Annotated in this window: 24 protein-coding genes; 16 read left to right on the plus strand and 8 right to left on the minus strand. The window is 69.9% G+C overall.

Features of this window, described 5'->3' with window-relative positions:
* The first annotated feature begins 41 nt into the window (after positions 1-41).
* The 3 genes from ABZ635_RS11775 to ABZ635_RS11785 all read left to right on the plus strand — a co-directional run bounded on the left by ABZ635_RS11775 (position 42) and on the right by ABZ635_RS11785 (position 2,173).
* Positions 42-707: a class II aldolase/adducin family protein gene (locus ABZ635_RS11775; RefSeq protein WP_357762762.1), complete on the plus strand. Its 666-nt coding sequence runs from the start codon at positions 42-44 to the stop codon at positions 705-707.
* A 164-nt stretch (positions 708-871) separates the two neighbouring features.
* Positions 872-1,477, plus strand: coding sequence for a hypothetical protein (locus ABZ635_RS11780; protein ID WP_357762765.1), 606 nt, complete (start codon positions 872-874; stop codon positions 1,475-1,477).
* 90 nt (positions 1,478-1,567) lie between these two features.
* On the plus strand, positions 1,568-2,173 hold the full coding sequence (locus ABZ635_RS11785) for a hypothetical protein (protein ID WP_357762768.1): 606 nt from the start codon (positions 1,568-1,570) through the stop codon (positions 2,171-2,173).
* Positions 2,174-2,231: 58 nt separating this feature from the next.
* On the opposite strand, the gene ABZ635_RS11790 is transcribed toward ABZ635_RS11785, so the two are convergent.
* The 3 genes from ABZ635_RS11790 to ABZ635_RS11800 are packed head-to-tail and all read right to left on the minus strand — an operon-like array spanning position 2,232 to position 3,582.
* Positions 2,232-2,789 (minus strand): hypothetical protein, encoded by a 558-nt coding sequence (locus ABZ635_RS11790; RefSeq protein WP_357762771.1) that lies wholly within the window; start codon positions 2,787-2,789, stop codon positions 2,232-2,234.
* A 35-nt stretch (positions 2,790-2,824) separates the two neighbouring features.
* Positions 2,825-3,361: a hypothetical protein gene (locus ABZ635_RS11795; RefSeq protein ID WP_357762775.1), complete on the minus strand. Its 537-nt coding sequence runs from the start codon at positions 3,359-3,361 to the stop codon at positions 2,825-2,827.
* Between the two features lie 26 nt (positions 3,362-3,387).
* Complete coding sequence (locus ABZ635_RS11800; protein WP_357762840.1) at positions 3,388-3,582, minus strand: helix-turn-helix transcriptional regulator; 195 nt, start codon at positions 3,580-3,582, stop codon at positions 3,388-3,390.
* Positions 3,583-3,894: 312 nt separating this feature from the next.
* On the opposite strand from ABZ635_RS11800, the gene ABZ635_RS11805 reads away from it, so the two are divergent.
* The gene (locus tag ABZ635_RS11805) at positions 3,895-4,305 is read left to right on the plus strand and encodes a VOC family protein (RefSeq protein ID WP_357762778.1); all 411 of its coding nucleotides are present in this window, start codon (positions 3,895-3,897) and stop codon (positions 4,303-4,305) included.
* Positions 4,306-4,320: 15 nt separating this feature from the next.
* On the opposite strand, the gene ABZ635_RS11810 is transcribed toward ABZ635_RS11805, so the two are convergent.
* Positions 4,321-5,088, minus strand: a complete 768-nt coding sequence (locus tag ABZ635_RS11810; RefSeq protein WP_357762781.1) for an alpha/beta fold hydrolase — start codon at positions 5,086-5,088, stop codon at positions 4,321-4,323.
* A 149-nt stretch (positions 5,089-5,237) separates the two neighbouring features.
* Between ABZ635_RS11810 and ABZ635_RS11815 the strand changes: the two genes are divergently transcribed.
* The 5 genes from ABZ635_RS11815 (at position 5,238) to ABZ635_RS11835 (ending at position 8,200) form a co-directional block, all read left to right on the plus strand.
* A complete protein-coding gene (locus tag ABZ635_RS11815; RefSeq protein WP_357762784.1) occupies positions 5,238-5,768 on the plus strand; it encodes a DinB family protein in 531 nt (176 codons plus the stop codon).
* 98 nt (positions 5,769-5,866) lie between these two features.
* Positions 5,867-6,070 (plus strand): type II toxin-antitoxin system VapB family antitoxin, encoded by a 204-nt coding sequence (locus ABZ635_RS11820; protein WP_357762787.1) that lies wholly within the window; start codon positions 5,867-5,869, stop codon positions 6,068-6,070.
* A 158-nt stretch (positions 6,071-6,228) separates the two neighbouring features.
* Positions 6,229-6,534 (plus strand): prevent-host-death family protein, encoded by a 306-nt coding sequence (locus tag ABZ635_RS11825; protein ID WP_357762790.1) that lies wholly within the window; start codon positions 6,229-6,231, stop codon positions 6,532-6,534.
* Positions 6,534-7,052, plus strand: a complete 519-nt coding sequence (locus ABZ635_RS11830; protein WP_357762793.1) for a type II toxin-antitoxin system mRNA interferase toxin, RelE/StbE family — start codon at positions 6,534-6,536, stop codon at positions 7,050-7,052. The genes ABZ635_RS11825 and ABZ635_RS11830 overlap by 1 nt, the downstream gene beginning before the upstream one ends.
* A 359-nt stretch (positions 7,053-7,411) precedes the next feature.
* The gene (locus ABZ635_RS11835; RefSeq protein WP_357762796.1) at positions 7,412-8,200 is read left to right on the plus strand and encodes an SURF1 family protein; all 789 of its coding nucleotides are present in this window, start codon (positions 7,412-7,414) and stop codon (positions 8,198-8,200) included.
* On the opposite strand, the gene ABZ635_RS11840 is transcribed toward ABZ635_RS11835, so the two are convergent.
* On the minus strand, positions 8,176-8,610 hold the full coding sequence (locus ABZ635_RS11840) for a DUF3817 domain-containing protein (RefSeq protein WP_357762799.1): 435 nt from the start codon (positions 8,608-8,610) through the stop codon (positions 8,176-8,178). The genes ABZ635_RS11835 and ABZ635_RS11840 overlap by 25 nt on opposite strands.
* 121 nt (positions 8,611-8,731) lie before the next feature.
* Positions 8,732-10,327: a glycosyltransferase gene (locus ABZ635_RS11845; RefSeq protein ID WP_357762802.1), complete on the minus strand. Its 1,596-nt coding sequence runs from the start codon at positions 10,325-10,327 to the stop codon at positions 8,732-8,734.
* Between the two features lie 378 nt (positions 10,328-10,705).
* Between ABZ635_RS11845 and ABZ635_RS11850 the strand changes: the two genes are divergently transcribed.
* The 3 genes from ABZ635_RS11850 (at position 10,706) to ABZ635_RS11860 (ending at position 13,373) form a co-directional block, all read left to right on the plus strand.
* Positions 10,706-11,416, plus strand: coding sequence for a WbqC family protein (locus ABZ635_RS11850; protein WP_357762843.1), 711 nt, complete (start codon positions 10,706-10,708; stop codon positions 11,414-11,416).
* Between the two features lie 108 nt (positions 11,417-11,524).
* Positions 11,525-12,238 carry a PIG-L family deacetylase gene (locus tag ABZ635_RS11855; protein ID WP_357762805.1) on the plus strand — a complete coding sequence of 238 codons (714 nt, stop codon included), beginning with the start codon at positions 11,525-11,527 and terminating at the stop codon, positions 12,236-12,238.
* Positions 12,239-12,389: 151 nt separating this feature from the next.
* Entirely contained in the window at positions 12,390-13,373 is a 984-nt protein-coding gene (locus ABZ635_RS11860) for an SDR family NAD(P)-dependent oxidoreductase (RefSeq protein WP_357762808.1), read from the plus strand.
* 126 nt (positions 13,374-13,499) lie between these two features.
* Here the strand turns inward: ABZ635_RS11860 and ABZ635_RS11865 are convergent, their stop codons facing one another.
* The gene (locus tag ABZ635_RS11865; RefSeq protein WP_357762811.1) at positions 13,500-13,871 is read right to left on the minus strand and encodes a DUF202 domain-containing protein; all 372 of its coding nucleotides are present in this window, start codon (positions 13,869-13,871) and stop codon (positions 13,500-13,502) included.
* Positions 13,868-14,215, minus strand: a complete 348-nt coding sequence (locus ABZ635_RS11870) for a DUF202 domain-containing protein (protein ID WP_357762814.1) — start codon at positions 14,213-14,215, stop codon at positions 13,868-13,870. Before ABZ635_RS11870 ends, ABZ635_RS11865 begins: the two co-directional genes overlap by 4 nt.
* Positions 14,216-14,487: 272 nt before the next feature.
* Here ABZ635_RS11870 and trxA point away from each other — a divergent pair, with 272 nt between their 5' ends.
* From trxA to pstS, 4 genes are all read left to right on the plus strand, one after another.
* Positions 14,488-14,859, plus strand: coding sequence for a thioredoxin (gene trxA / locus ABZ635_RS11875; RefSeq protein ID WP_357762817.1), 372 nt, complete (start codon positions 14,488-14,490; stop codon positions 14,857-14,859).
* 302 nt (positions 14,860-15,161) lie between these two features.
* Entirely contained in the window at positions 15,162-16,034 is an 873-nt protein-coding gene (gene pstB / locus ABZ635_RS11880) for a phosphate ABC transporter ATP-binding protein PstB (protein WP_357762820.1), read from the plus strand.
* 55 nt (positions 16,035-16,089) lie between these two features.
* Positions 16,090-16,875: a response regulator transcription factor gene (locus tag ABZ635_RS11885; RefSeq protein ID WP_357762822.1), complete on the plus strand. Its 786-nt coding sequence runs from the start codon at positions 16,090-16,092 to the stop codon at positions 16,873-16,875.
* Positions 16,876-17,286: 411 nt separating this feature from the next.
* Complete coding sequence (pstS, locus tag ABZ635_RS11890; RefSeq protein ID WP_357762825.1) at positions 17,287-18,438, plus strand: phosphate ABC transporter substrate-binding protein PstS; 1,152 nt, start codon at positions 17,287-17,289, stop codon at positions 18,436-18,438.
* The last annotated feature ends 109 nt before the right edge of the window (positions 18,439-18,547 follow it).

The raw sequence follows: 18,547 nt of genomic DNA on the forward strand, positions 1-18,547 counted from the left end.
CCCCGAGGGACCGCTGCCCGCGCCACCCCACCGAGGATCGCATGCTGCTGGAACAGGAACGCCGGGACGTCTGTCTGACCGCCCGCGCCATCGCCCACCACCCGGGTTCCGCCCCCGGTGAGGCCGGGACCGTCAGCGTCCGCAGCGGCGACCTGGTGGTCGTCACCCCGCACGGCGTCCCCCTGGAACAGCTCCAGCCACTCGACTGCCCGGTGATGTCGCTGGACGACCGGATGCTGGAGGGACGGCGCGACCCCGCCGCCGAGACCACGCTCCACCTGGCCGTGCACCGACGCGCCGCCGAACACGGTCGTGACGGGCTGGCGGTGGTCAACGCGTTCACCACCGACACCGTGGCGGTGTCGGCGGTCCTCGCCGAGCTGCCCCCGATCCACCACCGCGCCGCCGGTCTGGGCGGTGCGATCAGCGTGACCCCGTACACCCCATACGGCACCGGCGAACTCGCCGACCAGGCGGTGAAGGCCCTCAAGGGGCGTGAGGCCGCCCTGCTCGCCCACCACGGCGGACTGGCCCTGGGTGAGGGCCTGGAACAGGCCCTGGAGCACCTCTGGTTGCTCGACTGGCTGTGCGCCGCCTACCTGCGGGCCCGCCAGATCGGCGAGCCCCGCGTACTGGGCGAGGACGAGCTCGCCGAGGCCCGTCGGCGGGACTCCTACGGCTGGGCCGGACCCGACCCCTTCCTGTAGACCTCCGCCGGGTGGCTCCTCGCATCACCGAGGTCCCGGACCTCCGGAAGAACCATGGCGCCGTCGACGGCGTCTGACCCGGCGAGGTACCGCGACCGGTCGCTTCCCCCACCGCGTCGACGGACCCGTGGAAGCACACCCCCCGGTAAGCGAAGGAGCCCCCGATGCAGGTCAAACACGCCATGTCCGACGAATCCCTCCTGAGCGAACTCAGAGACCTCAAGCAATTGGACTGGGGCAGCGTCTGGGAAGGCCCGCCCACCGCCGTCGACCCACGCTTCGAGGACTGGTGCGCCCAGCGTGAATGGACACCCCTCACCGTCGAGCGGAACCTCCACGTCACCACCCGGAGCGGAAACAAGGCCACGCTCTCCTCCAACGGACACTGGTACCCCGTCATGTCCCTGGACTTCTTCACCTCCCTCGTCAAGACCAAGACCGAGGTCCCCGAGGAGAAGGAAGAAGTCGTCCAGAGGGGAGTGGACGGCTGGCGGCACTACACCGACCTGATCTCGCAGGTCTGGGGAACCCCCACATGGTCCGGGGCCGCCGGTGACAGCGACTACCCGAAAGCCCCCATCGACTCCATGAGGTGGACACCCGAATCCTCCAGAGGCAACCCCTACAGGCTGAGCTTCTGGGGGCCCGGCACCGACCCCCACGGACCGGTCGTAGGGCTCACCCTCGGCATCACCCTCGACACCTGGGAACCCGCGCACGGGGCCGCGGCGAACGTGTCGATGTCCTTCTTGCCTCCACTGCGGGACTGATCCTGACCCGGCGAGTACCGCGACCGGCCCCTTCCCCCACCGCGTCGACGAACCCGTGGAAGCCCCCCCGCAACCCAAGGAGACGCCCTGATGCAGGTCAAACACGCCATGTCCGACGAATCCCTCCTGAGCGAACTCAGAGACCTCAAGCAGTTGGACTGGGGCAGCGTCTGGGAAGGCCCGCCCACCGTCATCGACCCAGGCTTCGAGGAGTGGTGCGCCCAGCGCGGGTGGACACCCCTCACCTACGAACGCACCCTCGACGTGACCACCCGGAGCGGCAACACGGCCACACTCTCCTCCAACGGACACTGGTCCCCCGTCATGTCCTTGGACTTCTTCACCTCCCTCGTGAAGGCCGAGACCGAGGTCCCCGAGGAGAAGGAGGAGATCATTCAGAGGGGAGTGGACGGTTGGAGGCGCTACACCGACCTGATCTCGCGCGTCTGGGGAACCCCCACGTGGTCCGGGGCCGCCGGTGACAGCGACTTCCCGGAAGCCCCCGTGGACAGCTCCCTCTGGACACCCGAATCCTCCCGAGGCAACCCCTACAGATTGAGCTTCTGGGGGCCCGGCACCGACCCCCACGGACCGGTCGTGGTGCTCGACCTCGGCATCACCCTCGATACCTGGAGCCCCGACTACGGGGCCGCCATGAACGTGTCGATGTCCTTCTCACCACCGCTGCGGGACTGACCCGTCGCGACCGGCCCGGAGCACCTCCGCTCCACGGAAGGAACCCCGGACCCACGGCTCAGGCTGTGGACTCGTCGTCAAGCGGCTCGTCGGGCTGGGTCCAGGCGAGGTAGCAGGCGGGGAACGAGCGGTGCACCACCAGCACCAGCCAGACGACCGGGAGCAGCAGGCCGATCGGCACCGTCAGATCCGTCCAGGGGTTCGTTCCCGCGAGCTGGGCGGCCCCGGCCCCGGCCACCACCAGGATCAACAGGGCCGACGTCACCGAGTGCCCGAGGTCCCGGGCGGCGTCGATCTCCGCGCGCTGGCGCTCGTCCACCACCTCCGCGTAGCCGTGGAGCGTCCGTGATCCGGCCTCGATCCGGTGGAACGCCCCGGTCTGCGCGATCAGGAGGACGACCACCGCGAGGCTGGAGGCCGTCACCGCCAGCGCGCTCTGGGACAGTGCCAGGGACGTCAGGGCGGCGGTGCTCGCCAGGGCCAGCGCGATCGACAGGTACGTCCTACGGACCCGGGCGCCACGGTCGGCCCAGAGGGCGCGGGTCACCGGGTCCTCGAACTGGTCGAGCAGCCGCTGGCGCCGGGCGCGCGCCCTCTCCTCGGTACGTGCGTTCATCACTGCGCTCCTTCTCAGAGGGTGGGACCACGTGCTCACGCCGACTGGGGATCGGCGTCGTCAAGCGGCTCGTCGGGCTGGGTCCAGGCGAGCCAGAGCGCCGGGGCCGCGGTGTGGGCCATCACCAGCAGCCAGAGCAGCGGAACGGCGAGCCAGCTCGGGAAGACCACGCTCTCCGGGCTGAAGGTCGTGACGAGCGCTACCGCGACGAAACTGGTGCCCAGGAGGATGCCCGTGAGGCGGTGACCGGCGCGCCGCGCGTCCTCCCGCTCCTCGCGCTGGCGCTCGTCCAGGAGCCGGGACGGCAGGACCATCCGGGTGATCAGGTTCAGCCGGGACGTCAGCCAGATCAGCACGCCGACCAGGCCCAGGCCGACCGCCATCAGGAGGTACTGGGGGTCGCCGTCACCGGAGAGGTCGGCGGTGACGAAAGCGACGGCGACGGCCAGGACCAGCAGGACCAGCGGCACGACGAGGAGGCGTCGGCGGGCCCGGGAGGCCCGGGCCCTGACCATGGCGGGCTTCTCGCTGGCCGCCAGCAGCGCCCGGTCGCGAGGGGTGTGGGGGGTCATGCGGAACTCCTGTTCTCGGGCGGGGCCTACTGGCCGATGCGGGGGAAGGGCTCCGTGGAGAAGACGACCTCCACCGGGACCTCGAAGTGCCGGGCGATGCGCAGGGCCAGGTGGAGGCTGGGGCTGTACTCGCCCCGCTCCAGGTAGCCGACGGTCTGGTAGTGGACCCCGAGGGCCTCGGCCAGCTGGCGCCGGGAGACACCGCGCTCGGCCCGCAGCATCGCGATCCGGTTGTGGATGGTCTCGGCGCCCGCCTCCTTCCGACTCGTCACAGCACTCCCTCTCTTCATCCGTGCTCTGTTGCTTTTGATAGTACATGTACTACATAAGAGAGCAAGGCCGATACCGCCGCCGAGCGCACGGTGACCGGGCGCGGCGCAGGCATCGCCTCCGGTCGACGCGGGTCGATGGGGATCGCGACACGGGGTGACCGCATCCGGCCATGCGGCATCCGGGTACGGATACTCAGGAATACGTCATGCTCGGACCCGAGAATGGTGCCGACTACCCAGCCCGCACGGCAGGAGGCCCCCATGCGCTGTAGCTACATCAGGCTCCTCGTGAACGACTACGAGGCGTGCTTCCGCTTCTACTCCGACGTCCTCGAACTCCCCGTCCTGTGGGGAGACGAGAAGAGCCGCTACGCCGAGTTCGACGTGCGCTCCGGCACGCGGCTGGCTCTCAACCAGCGCGAGGTGATGGCGGAGGCGCTGGAGACCGACGGCGCCGACCCGGACCTCCCCCACCAGGACCGGCTCGCGGTGATCTTCGAGGTGGACGACGTCGACGCCACGTCCAAGGGGCTGGTGGCGAACGGCGCCCGCCAGGTCATGGAGCCCCGCGACTGGACGGCCTGGGGCATCCGCGCCGCGCACTTCCGCGACCCGGACGGCTACCTCCTGGAGGTCAACAGCCCGCTGATCGTCCTCCCCGACGGGGTCTGACCAGGTCGGCCCGGGTCAGGGGGCCACGTGCTCCCGGAGCAGTTCGTTGACCCGCTCGGCGCGCTCCACTCCGAGCAGGTGCGCGGCCCCGGTGACCACCTCGAAGCGCGCCCCGGCGATCCCGTCGGCCAACCGTCGCCCGTGGCCGGGCGGGAGCACGGGGTCGTGCGCGGCGGAGACGACCATGGTGGGCACCCGCACGCTGGCGACGAGGTTGCGCTGGTCCATCCCGGTGAGGGCCTCGCAGATCGAGGCGAAGGCGCCGGGGTCGACACCGCGCAGGTCGTCGGCGAACCGGGCCGCGACCTCCGGGTGGTCCCGCGTCAGGTCCGGGGTGAACCAGGGCAGCAGGACCTCGTCGACCACCGCGCCCATCCCGTCCTCCCGCGCCCGGGAGGCGACGTGGTCCCAGCAGTGGGTGCTCGGAGTGCGCGACGTCCCGGCCAGCAGGGCGAGCCGCTCCAGGGTGCGCGGCGAGTTCGCGGCGATCCACAGCAGCAGGGAACCGCCGAGGCCCGCGCCGACCGCCGAGACGCGTGTGAACCCCCGGTCCTCCAGGACCCCGAGGACGTCCAGCGCCAGGTCCTGGACCGTGTAGGGCCCCACCGGGGCCGGGGAGAGACCGTGTCCGCGGTGGTTGACGCGCAGGACCTGGCGGTCCCGGGTCAGCGCGGGCATCTGGGGGTCCCACACCGACATCGTCGTCCCGAACGGCGGCACGAGCAGCACGACGGGTGCGTGGCTGGGGCCGTCGAGTCGGTACTGGAGCGGAATCAGGGCCATGGAACCTCCGGGTCGCCAGACCGCCAGGCTATCCAGAGTGTCTTCAAGGAAGCCAGAAAACGGGGTCATGGCCAGCCAAGGAGGACAGCGGCTGACCGCCTCGCTCCCTAGGGTCGAGACATCGAGACGGACGCGACGAAGGAGCTGCCATGACCGGCGCCAACGAGAAGAACGACCGGGTCGACGTCGAGCGGGAGGCACTGCTGTCGTTCCTGGCCCAGCAGCGGGCCTTCCTGCTCACCACCCTCCAGGGCCTGGACCAGGAGCAGGCGAGCCGACGCACCACCGCGAGCGAACTGACCCTCGCGGGCATCGTCAAGCACGTGGCCTCGGTGGAGGACTCCTGGGCGGAGTTCGTCCGCGACGGGGCCCCCGACGTCGACTACTCCTCCCCCAAGGCGCAGGAGGAGCACGAGAACAGCTTCCGCCTCATCGGCGAGGAGACCCTGGAGAGCACGCTCGCCGACTACGAGAGGACCGCTCACGAGACCGACGCCTACTTCCGCTCACTTCCCGACCTGGAGGTCAGCCAGAAGCTCCCGGCCGCGCCCTGGTTCCCCGAGGATGCCTCCTGGACCGCGCGCGACGTGCTGCTCCACCTGATCCGTGAGACCGCGCAGCACTGCGGCCACGCCGACATCATCCGGGAGGCCCTGGACGGCCAGAAGACCATGGGCTGACCGGCGACACACCGCCACGCACCCCGGGTGGTGTTCGCGTCACCCTCCGCGTACGGGACGATGGGCCTGACCCCATCCCGAGCGGCGAGGAGCGCGGAGTGAGCCCGACCTGGATCGACATCGACGACGAGGCGCTTCAGGAGACCATGCGCTTCTCCGGCGCGCGCACCAGGGACGACGCCGTCAACCTGGCACTGCGGGTGTACGCGGCGCGCCACCGCAGCCGGGCCGAGACGCTCGGCGAGTGGCGGCGGCCCGAGTCACCGGCGGGCCGCAGGGAGGGCCGGGAGAAGAGGGCCTGACCTTCGAGGGGCGGGTGTTGCCGGTCGGCGACCCCCGCCCCTCGGAATCGTGGCGGGGGTTGCCCCCGCGCCCCGGAACACCCGCGACGACCCGCCCGACCGGGAACGACCCAGGCACCCCGAGCCCTCATCTGTACATTTTCCTATACAGTCGAGGAATGACGATTCTCGAGCACTCCCAGGAGATCAGCGTCACCGACGCGGCGAGACGTGGCGTCGCCGGCATTGTGCACGACGCGGAACAGGGCACCGAGCTCATCGTGACCCGACGCCGCGAACCCGTCGCGGCCGTGGTCGCGTTCTCCAGGCTGGCGGAACTGGAGCGATCCGAGGCCGACCTGCGAGACCTCGCCCTCGTCATGGCGCGAGAGCTCAACGACAGCGGCCGCCGAACCTCCATGGACGACGTACTGAACGCGTTCGGACACACACGCGCATCGCTCGAAGAACGTCCCGAGGACTGATGGCCGAGATCACCTTCACTGACGCCGCGCTCGACGACCTGCGGCGACTCGGCCCAGACGTCGTGCCCAGGGTTCTCAAGAAAGTCCTCCTCCTGGAGGAGAACCCCGAAGCCGGGTATCCCCTGGGCGGCGAGCTCACCGGGTTTCGAAAGCTCGTCGTCGGACGCAACACCTGGCGTGTCGTGTACCGCGTGACCGACGAGAAGGACGTGGAGATCTGCGAGGTCTGGGCCATCGGGGCACGAGCTGACGCCCAGGTCTACGCCGAGGCCTCCCGACGGATCAGGGAGGTTTCCAGGGAGACCCCTCTCACCCGACGACTCGCGGCAGCCATCGAGCACCTCGGGAAACCCGCGAAGCCGATGGAGCCCGAACGGGCCGCCTCGAAGGAGCCCGTCCCGAAGTGGTTGGCCGAACGGCTGCTCCACACGGTCGGCATGCGACCCGAGGAGGTCGCCGCGTTGGATCTGGAGCGGGCGGTCGACCTGTGGGCGGACTTCCGCGCACGGGGCGGGTGAGACCGAGGAAAAACGACGGGGACGTCCCCACTGAACAGTGGAAACGTCCCCGTCTACGAGGTGGCGAGGGTCGCCTCCGCATCCCCCCTCAAAGTACGGAGGCAACCCTCGCCTGGGAAGCGGCCTGCGACTCCTCCCCCCTGGAGTCGCGGCCTGAAAGGTCTGCCACGTGGAAGCGATCTTGTCGTTCCGCGTTGATAGAGACACTACCCACCACACCCACGAATAACAACCCTGTGTCACGAGAAACTACTTAAAGTGATCGTCATTCCTGGGGTGGGACCCGGCCAAGCGGGGTGTGGACATCGTCAACACGGGGTCATGAGCGGGCGCTCCGAGGGCGGACATAGCCTGGTCGGGTGAGATCTCCGCTCTTCAGCCCGCGCTGGCTCGGCCTGCACGTCCTGGCCGTCCTCGTGGCCGCCGTGTGCGTCGCGGGCACCTACTGGCAGGGCACCAGCGCCTTCCAGCCCGACCGGGACGTCATCACCAACCCGGTCGCGGACCTGGACGACGCCGTACCCGTCTCCGACCTCGGCGAACCCGGTGCGTTCCTGCACCCCAACCTCACCACCAACACGGCGGTCGAGGCCACCGGGCGCTTCGACGGCGGGGCCCAGCTCCTCGTACCCCGGCGCCTGGACGGGGAGGAGGGCTACGAGGTCGTCCTGCCCCTGGTCACCGACGACGGGGTGGCCATGACCGTCAGCCGCGGCTGGTCGAGCGACGGCACCGACCTGCCGCCCGCCCCCGAGGGGGAGGTCACCGTCACCGGCTGGCTCCAGCCACCCCAGGACGCCGCCGAGGGGTTCGTCCCGATGGGCTCCCCCGACACCGGGACGGTCGAGCGGATCGCCCCGTCCGTGCTGGTCGGCGAGTGGGACTACCAGCTCTACGCGGCCTACGTCACCCTGCCCGGAAGCGAACCCGCCGTGGACGGGCTCACCCCCGTCCCACCGCCCGAGCCGCCCACGGAACTCACCGTCAACTGGCGCAACCTCAGCTACGCCGTGCAGTGGGCCATGTTCGGCGTCTCCGCCGTGGTCTTCTGGATCATCCTCATGCGCCGCGAACTGGCCGAGCGGCGCCCGGAGGAGGGCGGGGAGGAGACCCCGACCGGCGGTCAGGCCGTGGCCGCGGGCTCCTGAGCCCGGCCGGAGGCCTGCGCGGCCGCCAGGTCCTTCGCCCGCTCGGCCCGCACCACGCGGTGCTCGACCACGAAGCCGAGGACCGGGACGGTACCGGCGAGCACGACGCCTAGGGTGCGGCCCGCGCCCCAGCGGCGGTCGAGCGCCACCCACAGCACGACCAGCACGTACACCATGTAGACGTACCCGTGCGGCATGGCGACGTAGAGCATCAGCGGAGACTCGGGGCCGAACCAGTGCTCCCACCCCTGGGGGGCGCCCACCAGGTGGAACCTCGAGTCCTCGCCCACGAGGTACTTGGCGGGCATGGCCAGGAAGGTCAGGCCCAACAGGAAAACACCCGTGATGTACGCGAGCACCCGGTACAACGCGAACGACACACGCCTCTTGTCCACTGCGACTTCACCCATTCAACGACTGCGCCCCGAGGAGGGTCGGGTCCCCTCCATCGAGGCTAAGCGGTGTGCGCCGCGGTGACCCCCTGGGGTGGGGGTGACCGGTGCATCTCACATCCGCGCAGGTCGTGGCGGTCTAGTCGGCACCCTCCCCGAGTTCTCCCCGGGCGTCCTTCGGGGACTCCTTGTGGGAGACGCGGGTGGGGCTGCTCCACCGTCCGTCCGACTTCGCGGTCCAGGCCCGGGGGATCATCCGCAGCGCCAGGTAGGAGTCGACGATCCGGATCGGGAAGAAGAACAGGCCGTAGAAGAGGTACGAGGGCCGCCGCCGGACCATCGTCATGACGCAGGTGAGCACGTAGTCGGGGACGAGCAGGCCGATGGCCAGGGCCGTGAGCGGCAGGAAGGCCGTCACCGTCGTGAACCCGTCGGCCAGGAGCGGCGCCCCCGCCATCGCCTCACCCGCGACCGTGCCCAACAGCACGAACACGGCGATCGCCACCGTCACCAGGAACAGCACCGACACCAGGACGACCTCGACGACGTACAGGGCCAGGGCGGCCCAGAAGACGCTCGGCCACACCCCGTGCCGCCGCACCGTCTGCCAAAAGCCGAGGGTCCACCGGCCCACCTGCTTGCGGTAGTCGCGGAACGTGAACGGGTCCTGGCTGTAGGCCTTGGTGTCCGGGCGCATCGAGACCCGGCCGAGGCGCTTGCGGTGCACCTCGAAGGTCATGTTGAAGTCCTCGATCACCAGCCCCGGCGGGTTGATGGTGATCTCCCGCAGGGCGCTGCTGCGGTACACGCTCGCGAACCCCGGCACGATGAAGGCGACGTTGGTCCTCCTCCAGGTCTGCCCGAAGCGCATGAAGTACTGGAGCATGAAGTAGAGGCGGTCCCGGTAGGCGGAGATGACCCGCCCGACCAGGCCCCGCTCCCTCGGCTTCCACTCCGAGACGACGAAGCCCGCCACGGCGGCCACACCGGGGTCTCGCAGTTGACGTCTGGCGCCCTCGACGTATCCTGCGTCGAGTTCGGTGTCGGCGTCCAGGATCAGGACGCCGTCGTAGTTTTCGGTCAGTGAGAATTCCTCGATGACCGCCTCGATGGCCCCCGCCTTGCCCCGGTTGGTGAGGAGTTCGAGGACGTTCACCCCGGTCCGGGCGGCGATGTCGGCGGTCGCGTCCCCGGACGAGTCCGAGACCACGTACACGTCCCAGCGGGCGAACAGCCGCAGGGCGGAGGAGATCGCGGCACCGATCACCGGTTCCTCGTTGTGGGCCGGGATGACGACGGCGAGGGTGGCGTCCTCCGTGCCGGTCTCCTCCAGCGCCCCGCCGGGGGCCGTGGTGTCGGGGAGGTCCTCCTCGACCGCCGCGACGGCCCCGTCCCCTCCCCCTGCCAGGGCCGCGCCGCCCGCGGGAGCACCCGCGCCGACGAGGTGGCGCTGGCGGGCGCGGCCCGCGGACACCCTGGCGCGCCCCCGGTCCCCGGGTCGTCGGCGCAGCGCCGCACGGGCTCCGCCCTCGGCCAGCCGGATCAGGCCGACCACGGTCCACAGCAGGAGGTTGAGGCCGAAGGCCATCCACAGGAAGACGTACCCGAGGGCACCGACCCCCGCGGCGGCGGCCATGGTCGAGGCGAAGTCGAACCAGTAGACGAAGAGCGCGACGGCCAGGACCAGGGCGACCAGCCCGGTCAGCAGCCCGCCGACGAAACGCACGATACGCACAGCCCTGGGACCCTCCGAAAGGTCTCGGTTTTCGGACCGACATTAACCAGCAAAGTCGGCGCTAGGTTGACGCCCTGCGCGACCGGTGGGTTCACCCGGGTTCGCGTCCTATGTAGGCCACGCAAATCGTATACACGGGCTTGCGTGAGGTGGTACCCATTAGAAGATATTTGCGACGAGGTGCCGGAGGCGGCCTCCGCCCCCGGTTTATACGAGGGCGTATGGGCTCCTGGTAAACCCCCGGCGCACCCGACCGACGAGTTAAGGAGAACCCCCGGCGTGATCGGCGAACCGCGATCCCCCTCGCCAGATCCTCCGCACGACGGCCCGGGGGCGAACTCCGATGACCCCGCCACGACCAGCGAAGACGTCGCGCGCGTGCGCGTGGCGGTCCACCAGCCGCACTATTGGCCCTGGTTGGGACTGATCGACAAGATCGACCGTTCTGACCGTTTCATCATGCTCGACACGGTGCAGTTCGAACGGCGGGGATGGCAGAACCGAAACTACGTCGCCGGGCATGGAGATCCGGTCCTGCTCACCGTGCCCGTCACCCAGACGAGTCGCGGAGAACGCATCCTGGACAAGAGGATCGACAACTCACAGAAATGGCGCAACAAGCACTTCAGGGCACTCTCTGAACACTGTTACCGCAAGGCGCCCTACTGGGACCTTTACCGGGAGGAAATCGCCCGCCTGTACTCCACGGAGTGGGATCGCCTCGCGGACCTGGCCATCGCCACCACGCGCCTGCTGACCCGCGGTTTCGGGATCGACACACCCGTACTGCGCGCCAGCGAGCTCGGGGACTTCCCCGGATACAAGAGCGAGCTGCTGGCCCAGATCAGCGCCAAGGCGGGGGCCGACACGCTGCTCTCGGGCGACGGCGCCAGGGACTACCTCGACCCCGAGGTCCTGAACCGGTACGGGGTCGGCGTCGAGTGGCAGGACTTCCGCCACCCGGAGTACCCGCAGCACACGCGCGGGCCCGCCGACGACTTCGTGCCCCGCCTCTCGGCGCTCGACCTCCTGCTCAACGCCGGACCGGACGCGCTGGACGTACTCCGCCGGGCGAGGTCCCGCGGCTGACACCGGTCGGCGGTCGGAGCACCGCGCACTCCTCCCGCGGGCGCGGCGGCCCCGGCGGCCCGGGTGAGGACGGATCACCCCCACTTCGGCAAAGAACGGGAAACTGGCATGACGACGGACTGGTCACGGGAGCGCCTCCTGGTCTTCTCCCCCCACCCCGACGACGAGACCCTGGGCTGCGGCGGTCTCATGCACAAGGCGAAGCGCGCCGGCGCCGAGGTCTTCGTGCAGTTCCTCACGGTCGGCGACACCGTGGACCAGTCCCCCCGGGGCTTCTCCACCGCCGAGGAGCGCCACACCGAGATCAAGAAGGTCGCGGAGCACTTCCAGTGGGACGACTGGCACATGGCGCTGCCCGGTGACGAGTACCACCTGCGGCTGGACGCGGTCCCCCGGGTGGAGCTGACCCAGCTGATCGAGCGGGACAGCCCGCTCTCGATCGCGCGCCTGCGGCCCACCACGGTGCTCGTGCCGCACCGCACCAGCTACAACCAGGACCACCGGGCCGTGTCGGAGGCCGCGCACACCGCGCTGCGGCCCTCGAACCGGGCCCTGCGCCACCACCCCGACACGGTGCTCGCCTACGAGGAGGCCGCCGACCAGTGGCGGTCCGAGCCCGTGGAGCCGCCCCACCTCGTCGTGGAACTCACCGAGGCGGACCTGCGCGCCAAGCTCCAGGCGATGGAACTGTACGGCTCGCAGAGCCACGCCCACCCCCACACCCGTTCGGAGCCCACCCTGCGCAGCCTGGCCGTCCTCAGGGGCATGCAGGCCGGGGTGGCCCTCGGCGAGGGGTACCACGTCCTGCGCCTGCTGGCCTGACCGGACGGACGGCGCGCACGCCCGACGTCGGCGCGTCGCGCCCGCGCGCCCGGCGCCGACCGCACACACCGACCCGCTCCCTCACCCGTCACACGAACACCTCCCCACGTGCAGCGCAGAACACCCACACCACCCGTAGTGGAGGGAAAACATGAAGGCCGTCATCACCGGTGGAGCCGGGTTCATCGGCTCCCACCTGTGCGACCACCTGGTCGCACAGGGACACGAGGTCACCGTCCTGGACGATCTCTCGACCGGTTCACTGTCGAACCTGTCCCAGTTGAGAGGGTCGTCCTCGTTCCGATTCGTCCAGGGGGACATCCTGGACCGCGACCTGGTAAACGACCTCGTCTCGGAGGCCGAGACCGTCTACCACCTCGCCGCCGCCGTGGGCGTCTACAACATCGTCGACAACCCGCTGCGTTCGCTGCGGATCAACCTGCACGGCACCGAGAACGTCGTGGAGGCGGCGGTCCGCCACCGCGTCCCCTACATGGTGGCCTCGACCAGCGAGGTCTACGGCAAGAACGACGCGGACGGGCTCAGGGAGGACGCCGACCGCGTCTACGGGTCGGCCACCAAGAGCCGCTGGTCCTACGCCGCCGCCAAGGGGTTGGACGAGCTGGTCGCGTACGTGCACGGCACGGAGTCCGGCGTGCCCTGTGTCATCACCCGCTTCTTCAACGTGGTGGGACCCCGGCAGACCGGCAGGTACGGCATGGTGGTGCCCCGGTTCGTCGACCAGGCCCTGGCCGACGAGCCGATCACCGTGTACGGCTCGGGCTCCCAGCGCCGTTGCTTCGGCTCGGTGTTCGACGTGGTGCCCGCCCTGACCCGGCTGATGGACACCCCCGAGGCCTACAACCAGGCGGTCAACCTGGGCGGGCACGAGGAGGTGTCGATCAAGGGGCTGGCCGACCGCGTCGTGGGCCTGACCGGGTCGCGCAGCCCGATCACCTACGTGGACTACGAGGAGGCCTACGGCGAGGGATACGAGGACATGCAGCGCCGCTACCCGGACACCTCGCTCGCACGGGGCCTGATCGGCTACGAACCCACGCGCGACCTCAACGCCATCATCGACTCCCTCGTCGAGCACCGCCGTTCGACCAGTTCCGTCCCGGCGCCCGCCTAGGGCCAGGCCTCGGCGGCGCACGGACGCGGCGGCGACCCCTGGCACAGCGAGAGTGAACGTCACGAGGCCCGGCCCCCGCCTCGGTGACACCCCGGCCACCACGCGTCCGCGCCCGGGCCGGGCTCCTCAGGGCACGAGCACCGTCGCCACCACGACCAGGGTCAGAGCGAGGACACCAGCGCTGAGCAGGAGCATCGCCCAGGGGCGGGCCACGTTCAGCGGCGGCCGCCCCGTCCCCGGCTCCCGCAGCCCGTGCCCGGTGCGCCGCCACCTCAGCCACAGGTGAAGTCCGAGCCCGGCGCCCAACAGCAGGGTGAAGGCCATGACGCCCGCCCGGAGCCCCAGCCCCACGTCGGGCAGGACCGTCGAGCCGGGGTCGAGCGGCCCCCTCAGGTACACCAACCCCACCACGACCAGCAGGATCAGCATGCGCTGCCACGACAGCAGCGTGCGCTCGGGCTGGAGCCCCGGGTCGCGGCGCCCCTCAGCGGGCCTCACAGCAGGTTCCCCAGCAGCACCAACAGACACACCGCCCCCACCGCGAACGCGGTGACCAGCGGCAGCAGGCTCATCGGGAGGGGCTGCCCCCGGCGCATCACCCGCTGCACCCGGTACCAGCGCAACGGCGCGTACACGGTGACGACTCCGGCGAGCACCGCCAGGAACAGACCGACGACGGTGCGCTGCGCCCCGTCCCAGCCCAGGGGGAGCAGGTGGAGGACGGCGACAGCACCCGCCAACAGGGCGAGCGCGGTCCGTATCCACGCCAGGAAGGTACGTTCGTTGGCGAGGGTGAAGCGGTAGTCCACGCCCTGGTCGTCCTCCGACCCCTCGGAGCTCATCGGTCCCCCCGGTTTTCGGCGTTCGGCCCACAGCGGGAACTCCGGTCACGACAATGAACCCGTGCCCCGCAGGCCGACACTAATCGTGAACGACCTTTCCTCCCCAACCGGTAGACAACACGCGTTGTGTCGGAAACCACCCGGGCGGAGGGTGCGCGCGCCCTCCGCGGGGCATGTGGAACAAACGAGTGGGCACTACCGCTGTAGCACCCAAGAGGATGGCAGTTGGCCACCGGTCGACACCACAAGACGAACGAAGAGCAGGAGACCACGTGTCCACCGTCGAACTCACCAAAGACAACTTCGCGGAAACGCTGAAGGACAACAGCTTCGTCCTGATCGACTTCTGGGCTGACTGGTGCGGTCCCTGCCGCCAGTTCGCCCCCGTGTTCGACAAGTCCTCGGAGAAGCACACCGACATCGTGCACGCCAAGGTCGACACTGAGGCCCAGCGCGAGCTCGCCTTCGAGTTCAAGATCCAGTCCATCCCGACGCTGATGATCGTGCGCGACCAGACGGTCATCTACAACGAGCCGGGCGCGCTCCCCTCCGAGGCCCTGGAGAGCCTGATCACCCAGGCCCGGGAGCTGGACATGGACGAGGTCAAGCAGAAGATCTCCGAGCAGGGCGACACCAAGGGCTGAGGCCCACCGGGCCGACGAGCGCCCCGGAGCCCGTGTCCGCGACGGCACACGGCCCCGGGGCGTTCGTGCGCGCGGGGGGTCGGCCGGTGCGCCCGACGCGCCGCCACCCGAGCACGCCCCGCCTGACCGGGCAGGACACCGAAAGGTCATCCGGGGCTTCCTACTCCACCGCCCGCGTTCATCTTGGCCACGGGGTTCGTTCACCCGGGCTTCACGCGGACATATTTGCATGGGAATCGACCGCACTCCCGCGGGTTTCACCCCCTCACGCACCGAGCTCCGTCCGACCCGGAAGTGGCCCCATGTCTGTCAGCAACACCGCGACCCCGCGAGGCACCGAGTCCGGCCGCGGCATCGCCCCCGACACCGTCCGGTACAACCGCGAGGTCCCCGGCCTGGGCGACCCCGTCTTCGACATCGGCGACCTGTCGATCCACTACGGGTCCAACAAGGCCGTGCGCGACGTGAACATGAAGGTGGGGCCGCGCCAGATCACCGCGATGATCGGCCCCTCCGGCTGCGGCAAGAGCACGGTCCTGCGCACGCTCAACCGGATGAACGACCTCATCCCGGGAGCCCGGATCGAGGGCCGGGTGACCTACCACGGCGAGGACCTGTACGCCCCGGACGTCGACCCGATCGAGGTCCGCCGCCGGATCGGGATGGTCTTCCAGAAGCCCAACCCGTTCCCCAAGTCCATCTACGACAACGTCGCCTACGGCCCCCGCATCAACGGGACGCGCGGCAACATGGACGACCTGGTCGAGGAGACCCTCACCAAGGCGGCGCTGTGGGACGAGGTCAAGGACAAGCTGAAGGACAGCGCCTTCGCCCTCTCCGGCGGCCAGCAGCAGCGGCTGTGCATCGCCCGCACCATCGCGGTGAACCCCGAGGTCATCCTCATGGACGAGCCCTGTTCGGCGCTCGACCCGATCGCCACCCTCAAGATCGAGGACCTCATGTACGAGCTGGCGGCGGAGTACACGATCGTGATCGTCACGCACAACATGCAGCAGGCGGCGCGCGTCTCGGACCGTACGGCCTTCTTCACCGCCGGGGTCGACGAGGCGGGCGACCGCTACGGCAGCCTCGTGGAGTACGACGAGACCGCGACGATCTTCAGCAAGCCCTCCGACCAGCGCACCGAGGACTACATCTCGGGTCGCTTCGGGTAACCCGACCGGTCGAGCTCCACCCGCCCCCGCCTCTCTCGACGAAGTGGACCCGCCCATGCCCGCGCTCACCTCCTCCGCACCGGTCCCCCCGCCCACGGGCGCGCCGGACGACGAGGGGAGATCGCCGCGCACGGAGGGGCCTTTGCGGGTCCTGCTGGTGGAGCCGGAGTCCGAGCAGTCGCACCAGCTCGTGCTCTCGCTGAGCGGACACGACGTGGACATCACGGTCTGCGTGGACGGCGCCGAGGCGCTGCTGCGAGTGGGGATGGTGCGGCCGGACACGCTGCTGACCAACGCCGCCCCGCCCGAGGTGGACCTGGAGACGCTGGTGCGGGTGACCCGCCGGGCCATGGACATCCCGATCCTGATCGGGGTGGGCGCGGGGGACTCGCAGCGGGCGATGCGGGCCCTCTCGGCGGGGGCCACGGCCTGCGTGAACCGCCCCTACCGCATCCCGGAACTCTCCGCGCTGCTGCGCGGTTCGCTCCCGGGCAACGAGAGCGCCCCGCCGCCGAGCCCGGGGGTTCCGGTGGCGCTGCGCTCGGGCGACCTGGAGCTGGACGCCCTGGGGCACCGGCTGTTCGTCGACGGCCAGCCGGTCAACCTGGCGCTGCGTGAGTTCGGGATCATGGACTTCCTGCTGAGGCACAGCGGCCGGGTGGTGAGCCGCGAGGAGCTGTGGACCGAGGTCTGGCGCAAGCCCCTCCCCCCGGTCAACAACACCATCGCCGTCCACATACGGCGCCTGCGGCACAAACTGGGCGACTCCGAGGCCCAGCCCCGTTTCATCCACACGGTCCGCGGCATCGGCTACCGTCTCGACACGGCGAACGGCGGGTAGGCCGAGCGGTAGACCAAAAAAGGAATCCGCGTGGTTTTCGAGGGCCCTCCGGACCACACCGGAGCGGCCCGTCGTTCATGTGGGGTCACCTTTTCCGGCGACCCACGGAACGATGACGGGCCAGAAATACGCATCTGTCATCCCCCTGAACCCCCTCCCCCGGGGAGCACGCTCGGACACCCCTCATCACAGCAGGTCAGAGCGGATGCGTCCACACCCCGAAAACCCACCCCCACCAGGGCGCACACCTCCACAACCGGCGCCCGTTATCGAATAGTAACCCCCATTCACCTGCCATTCACTGTTCTTCTACCCAACCGCCTCTATTTCGATGACACCGCGACTTTCTGCGCGCCTAGTGTCGTTTCACGTCAGCCCCGACAGCGGTGATTCAACGAGGAGAACTACGACATGCGCAACGGGCGTTCCAAGCTCGCCGTCCTGGCGGCCATCCCCCTGCTCGCCACGGCGTGCAGCAACGGCTCCGACGGCGCGGACAACGGCTCCGACGGTGCCGAGCTCAGCGCCTCGCTGACCGGTGCCGGGGCCAGCTTCCCCGACCCGCTCTTCCAGGACTGGATGCACACCTACAGCCAGGAGTCACAGCCCGGCGTCAGCATCAACTACCAGAGCGTGGGCTCCGGCGCCGGCATCGAGCAGTTCCTGGAGCAGACGGTCGACTTCGGCTCGTCCGAGCGCTACCTGACCGACGAGGACCTGGCCACCGCCGCCGGCAACCGCGGCTGCGACGCGCTCCAGTTCCCGGTCGTGTTCGGCTCGGTCGTCATCGCCTTCGACAACCCCGACCTCGACGGTCTGGTCCTCGACGCCGAGACCATCGCGGGTATCTACTCCGGCGACATCACCTCCTACACCGACCCGGCCATCGCCGACCTCAACCCGGACATGGACCTACCGGACGACGAGATCATCCCGGTCCACCGCTCCGACAGCTCCGGCACCACCGAGGTCTTCACGCACTACCTCTCCACCGAGGTGCAGTCGTGGGCCGACGAGTACGGCTCCGGCGGCGAGATCGACTGGGCACCCGGCCTGGTCGGCGGCCAGGGCAACGACGGTGTCGCCCAGGGCATCAGCCAGAACCCGGGCGGCGTCGGCTACGTGAACCAGGCCTTCGCCCAGGAGGCCGGTCTGGCCGCCGCCAAGGTGATCAACTCCGACGGCGAGGCCATCGCGCCGACCCTGGAGTCCACCACGGCCGCTTCCGAGGAGGCGGAGATCCCCGAGGACTTCCGCTTCAGCATCGACAACATCGGCGGCGAGGGCTACCCGATCGCCGGCACCAACTGGATCTTCACCTACACCTGCGGCTACGAGCAGGCCGAGGCCGACGCCATCATCGACTTCTGGACCTGGGCCCTGACCGACGAGGGCGCCAACGAGATCGTCGCCGAGCTGGGCTACGCCCCCCTGGGCGACGAGCTCAAGGAGCGCGTGCTCGCCGAGATCGAGCGCACCAACTCCGAGAACGGCGGCGACACCGCTGACGCGGACGCGGACGCCGACGCTGACGCGGACGCCGAGGACGACTCCGAGGAGTAGCCCTCACCGGGGCCGGGGCCGGAGCGCCCCGGCCCCCCCCCCCCCCCCCCATCCGGGGCCAGACCGCTCTCCCACACCCACCAAAGTCACCAGAGGAGAAGCACCATGT

Origin of the sequence: Nocardiopsis sp. NPDC007018 (assembly GCF_040635075.1) — a bacterium.
GTDB lineage: Bacteria > Actinomycetota > Actinomycetes > Streptosporangiales > Streptosporangiaceae > Nocardiopsis.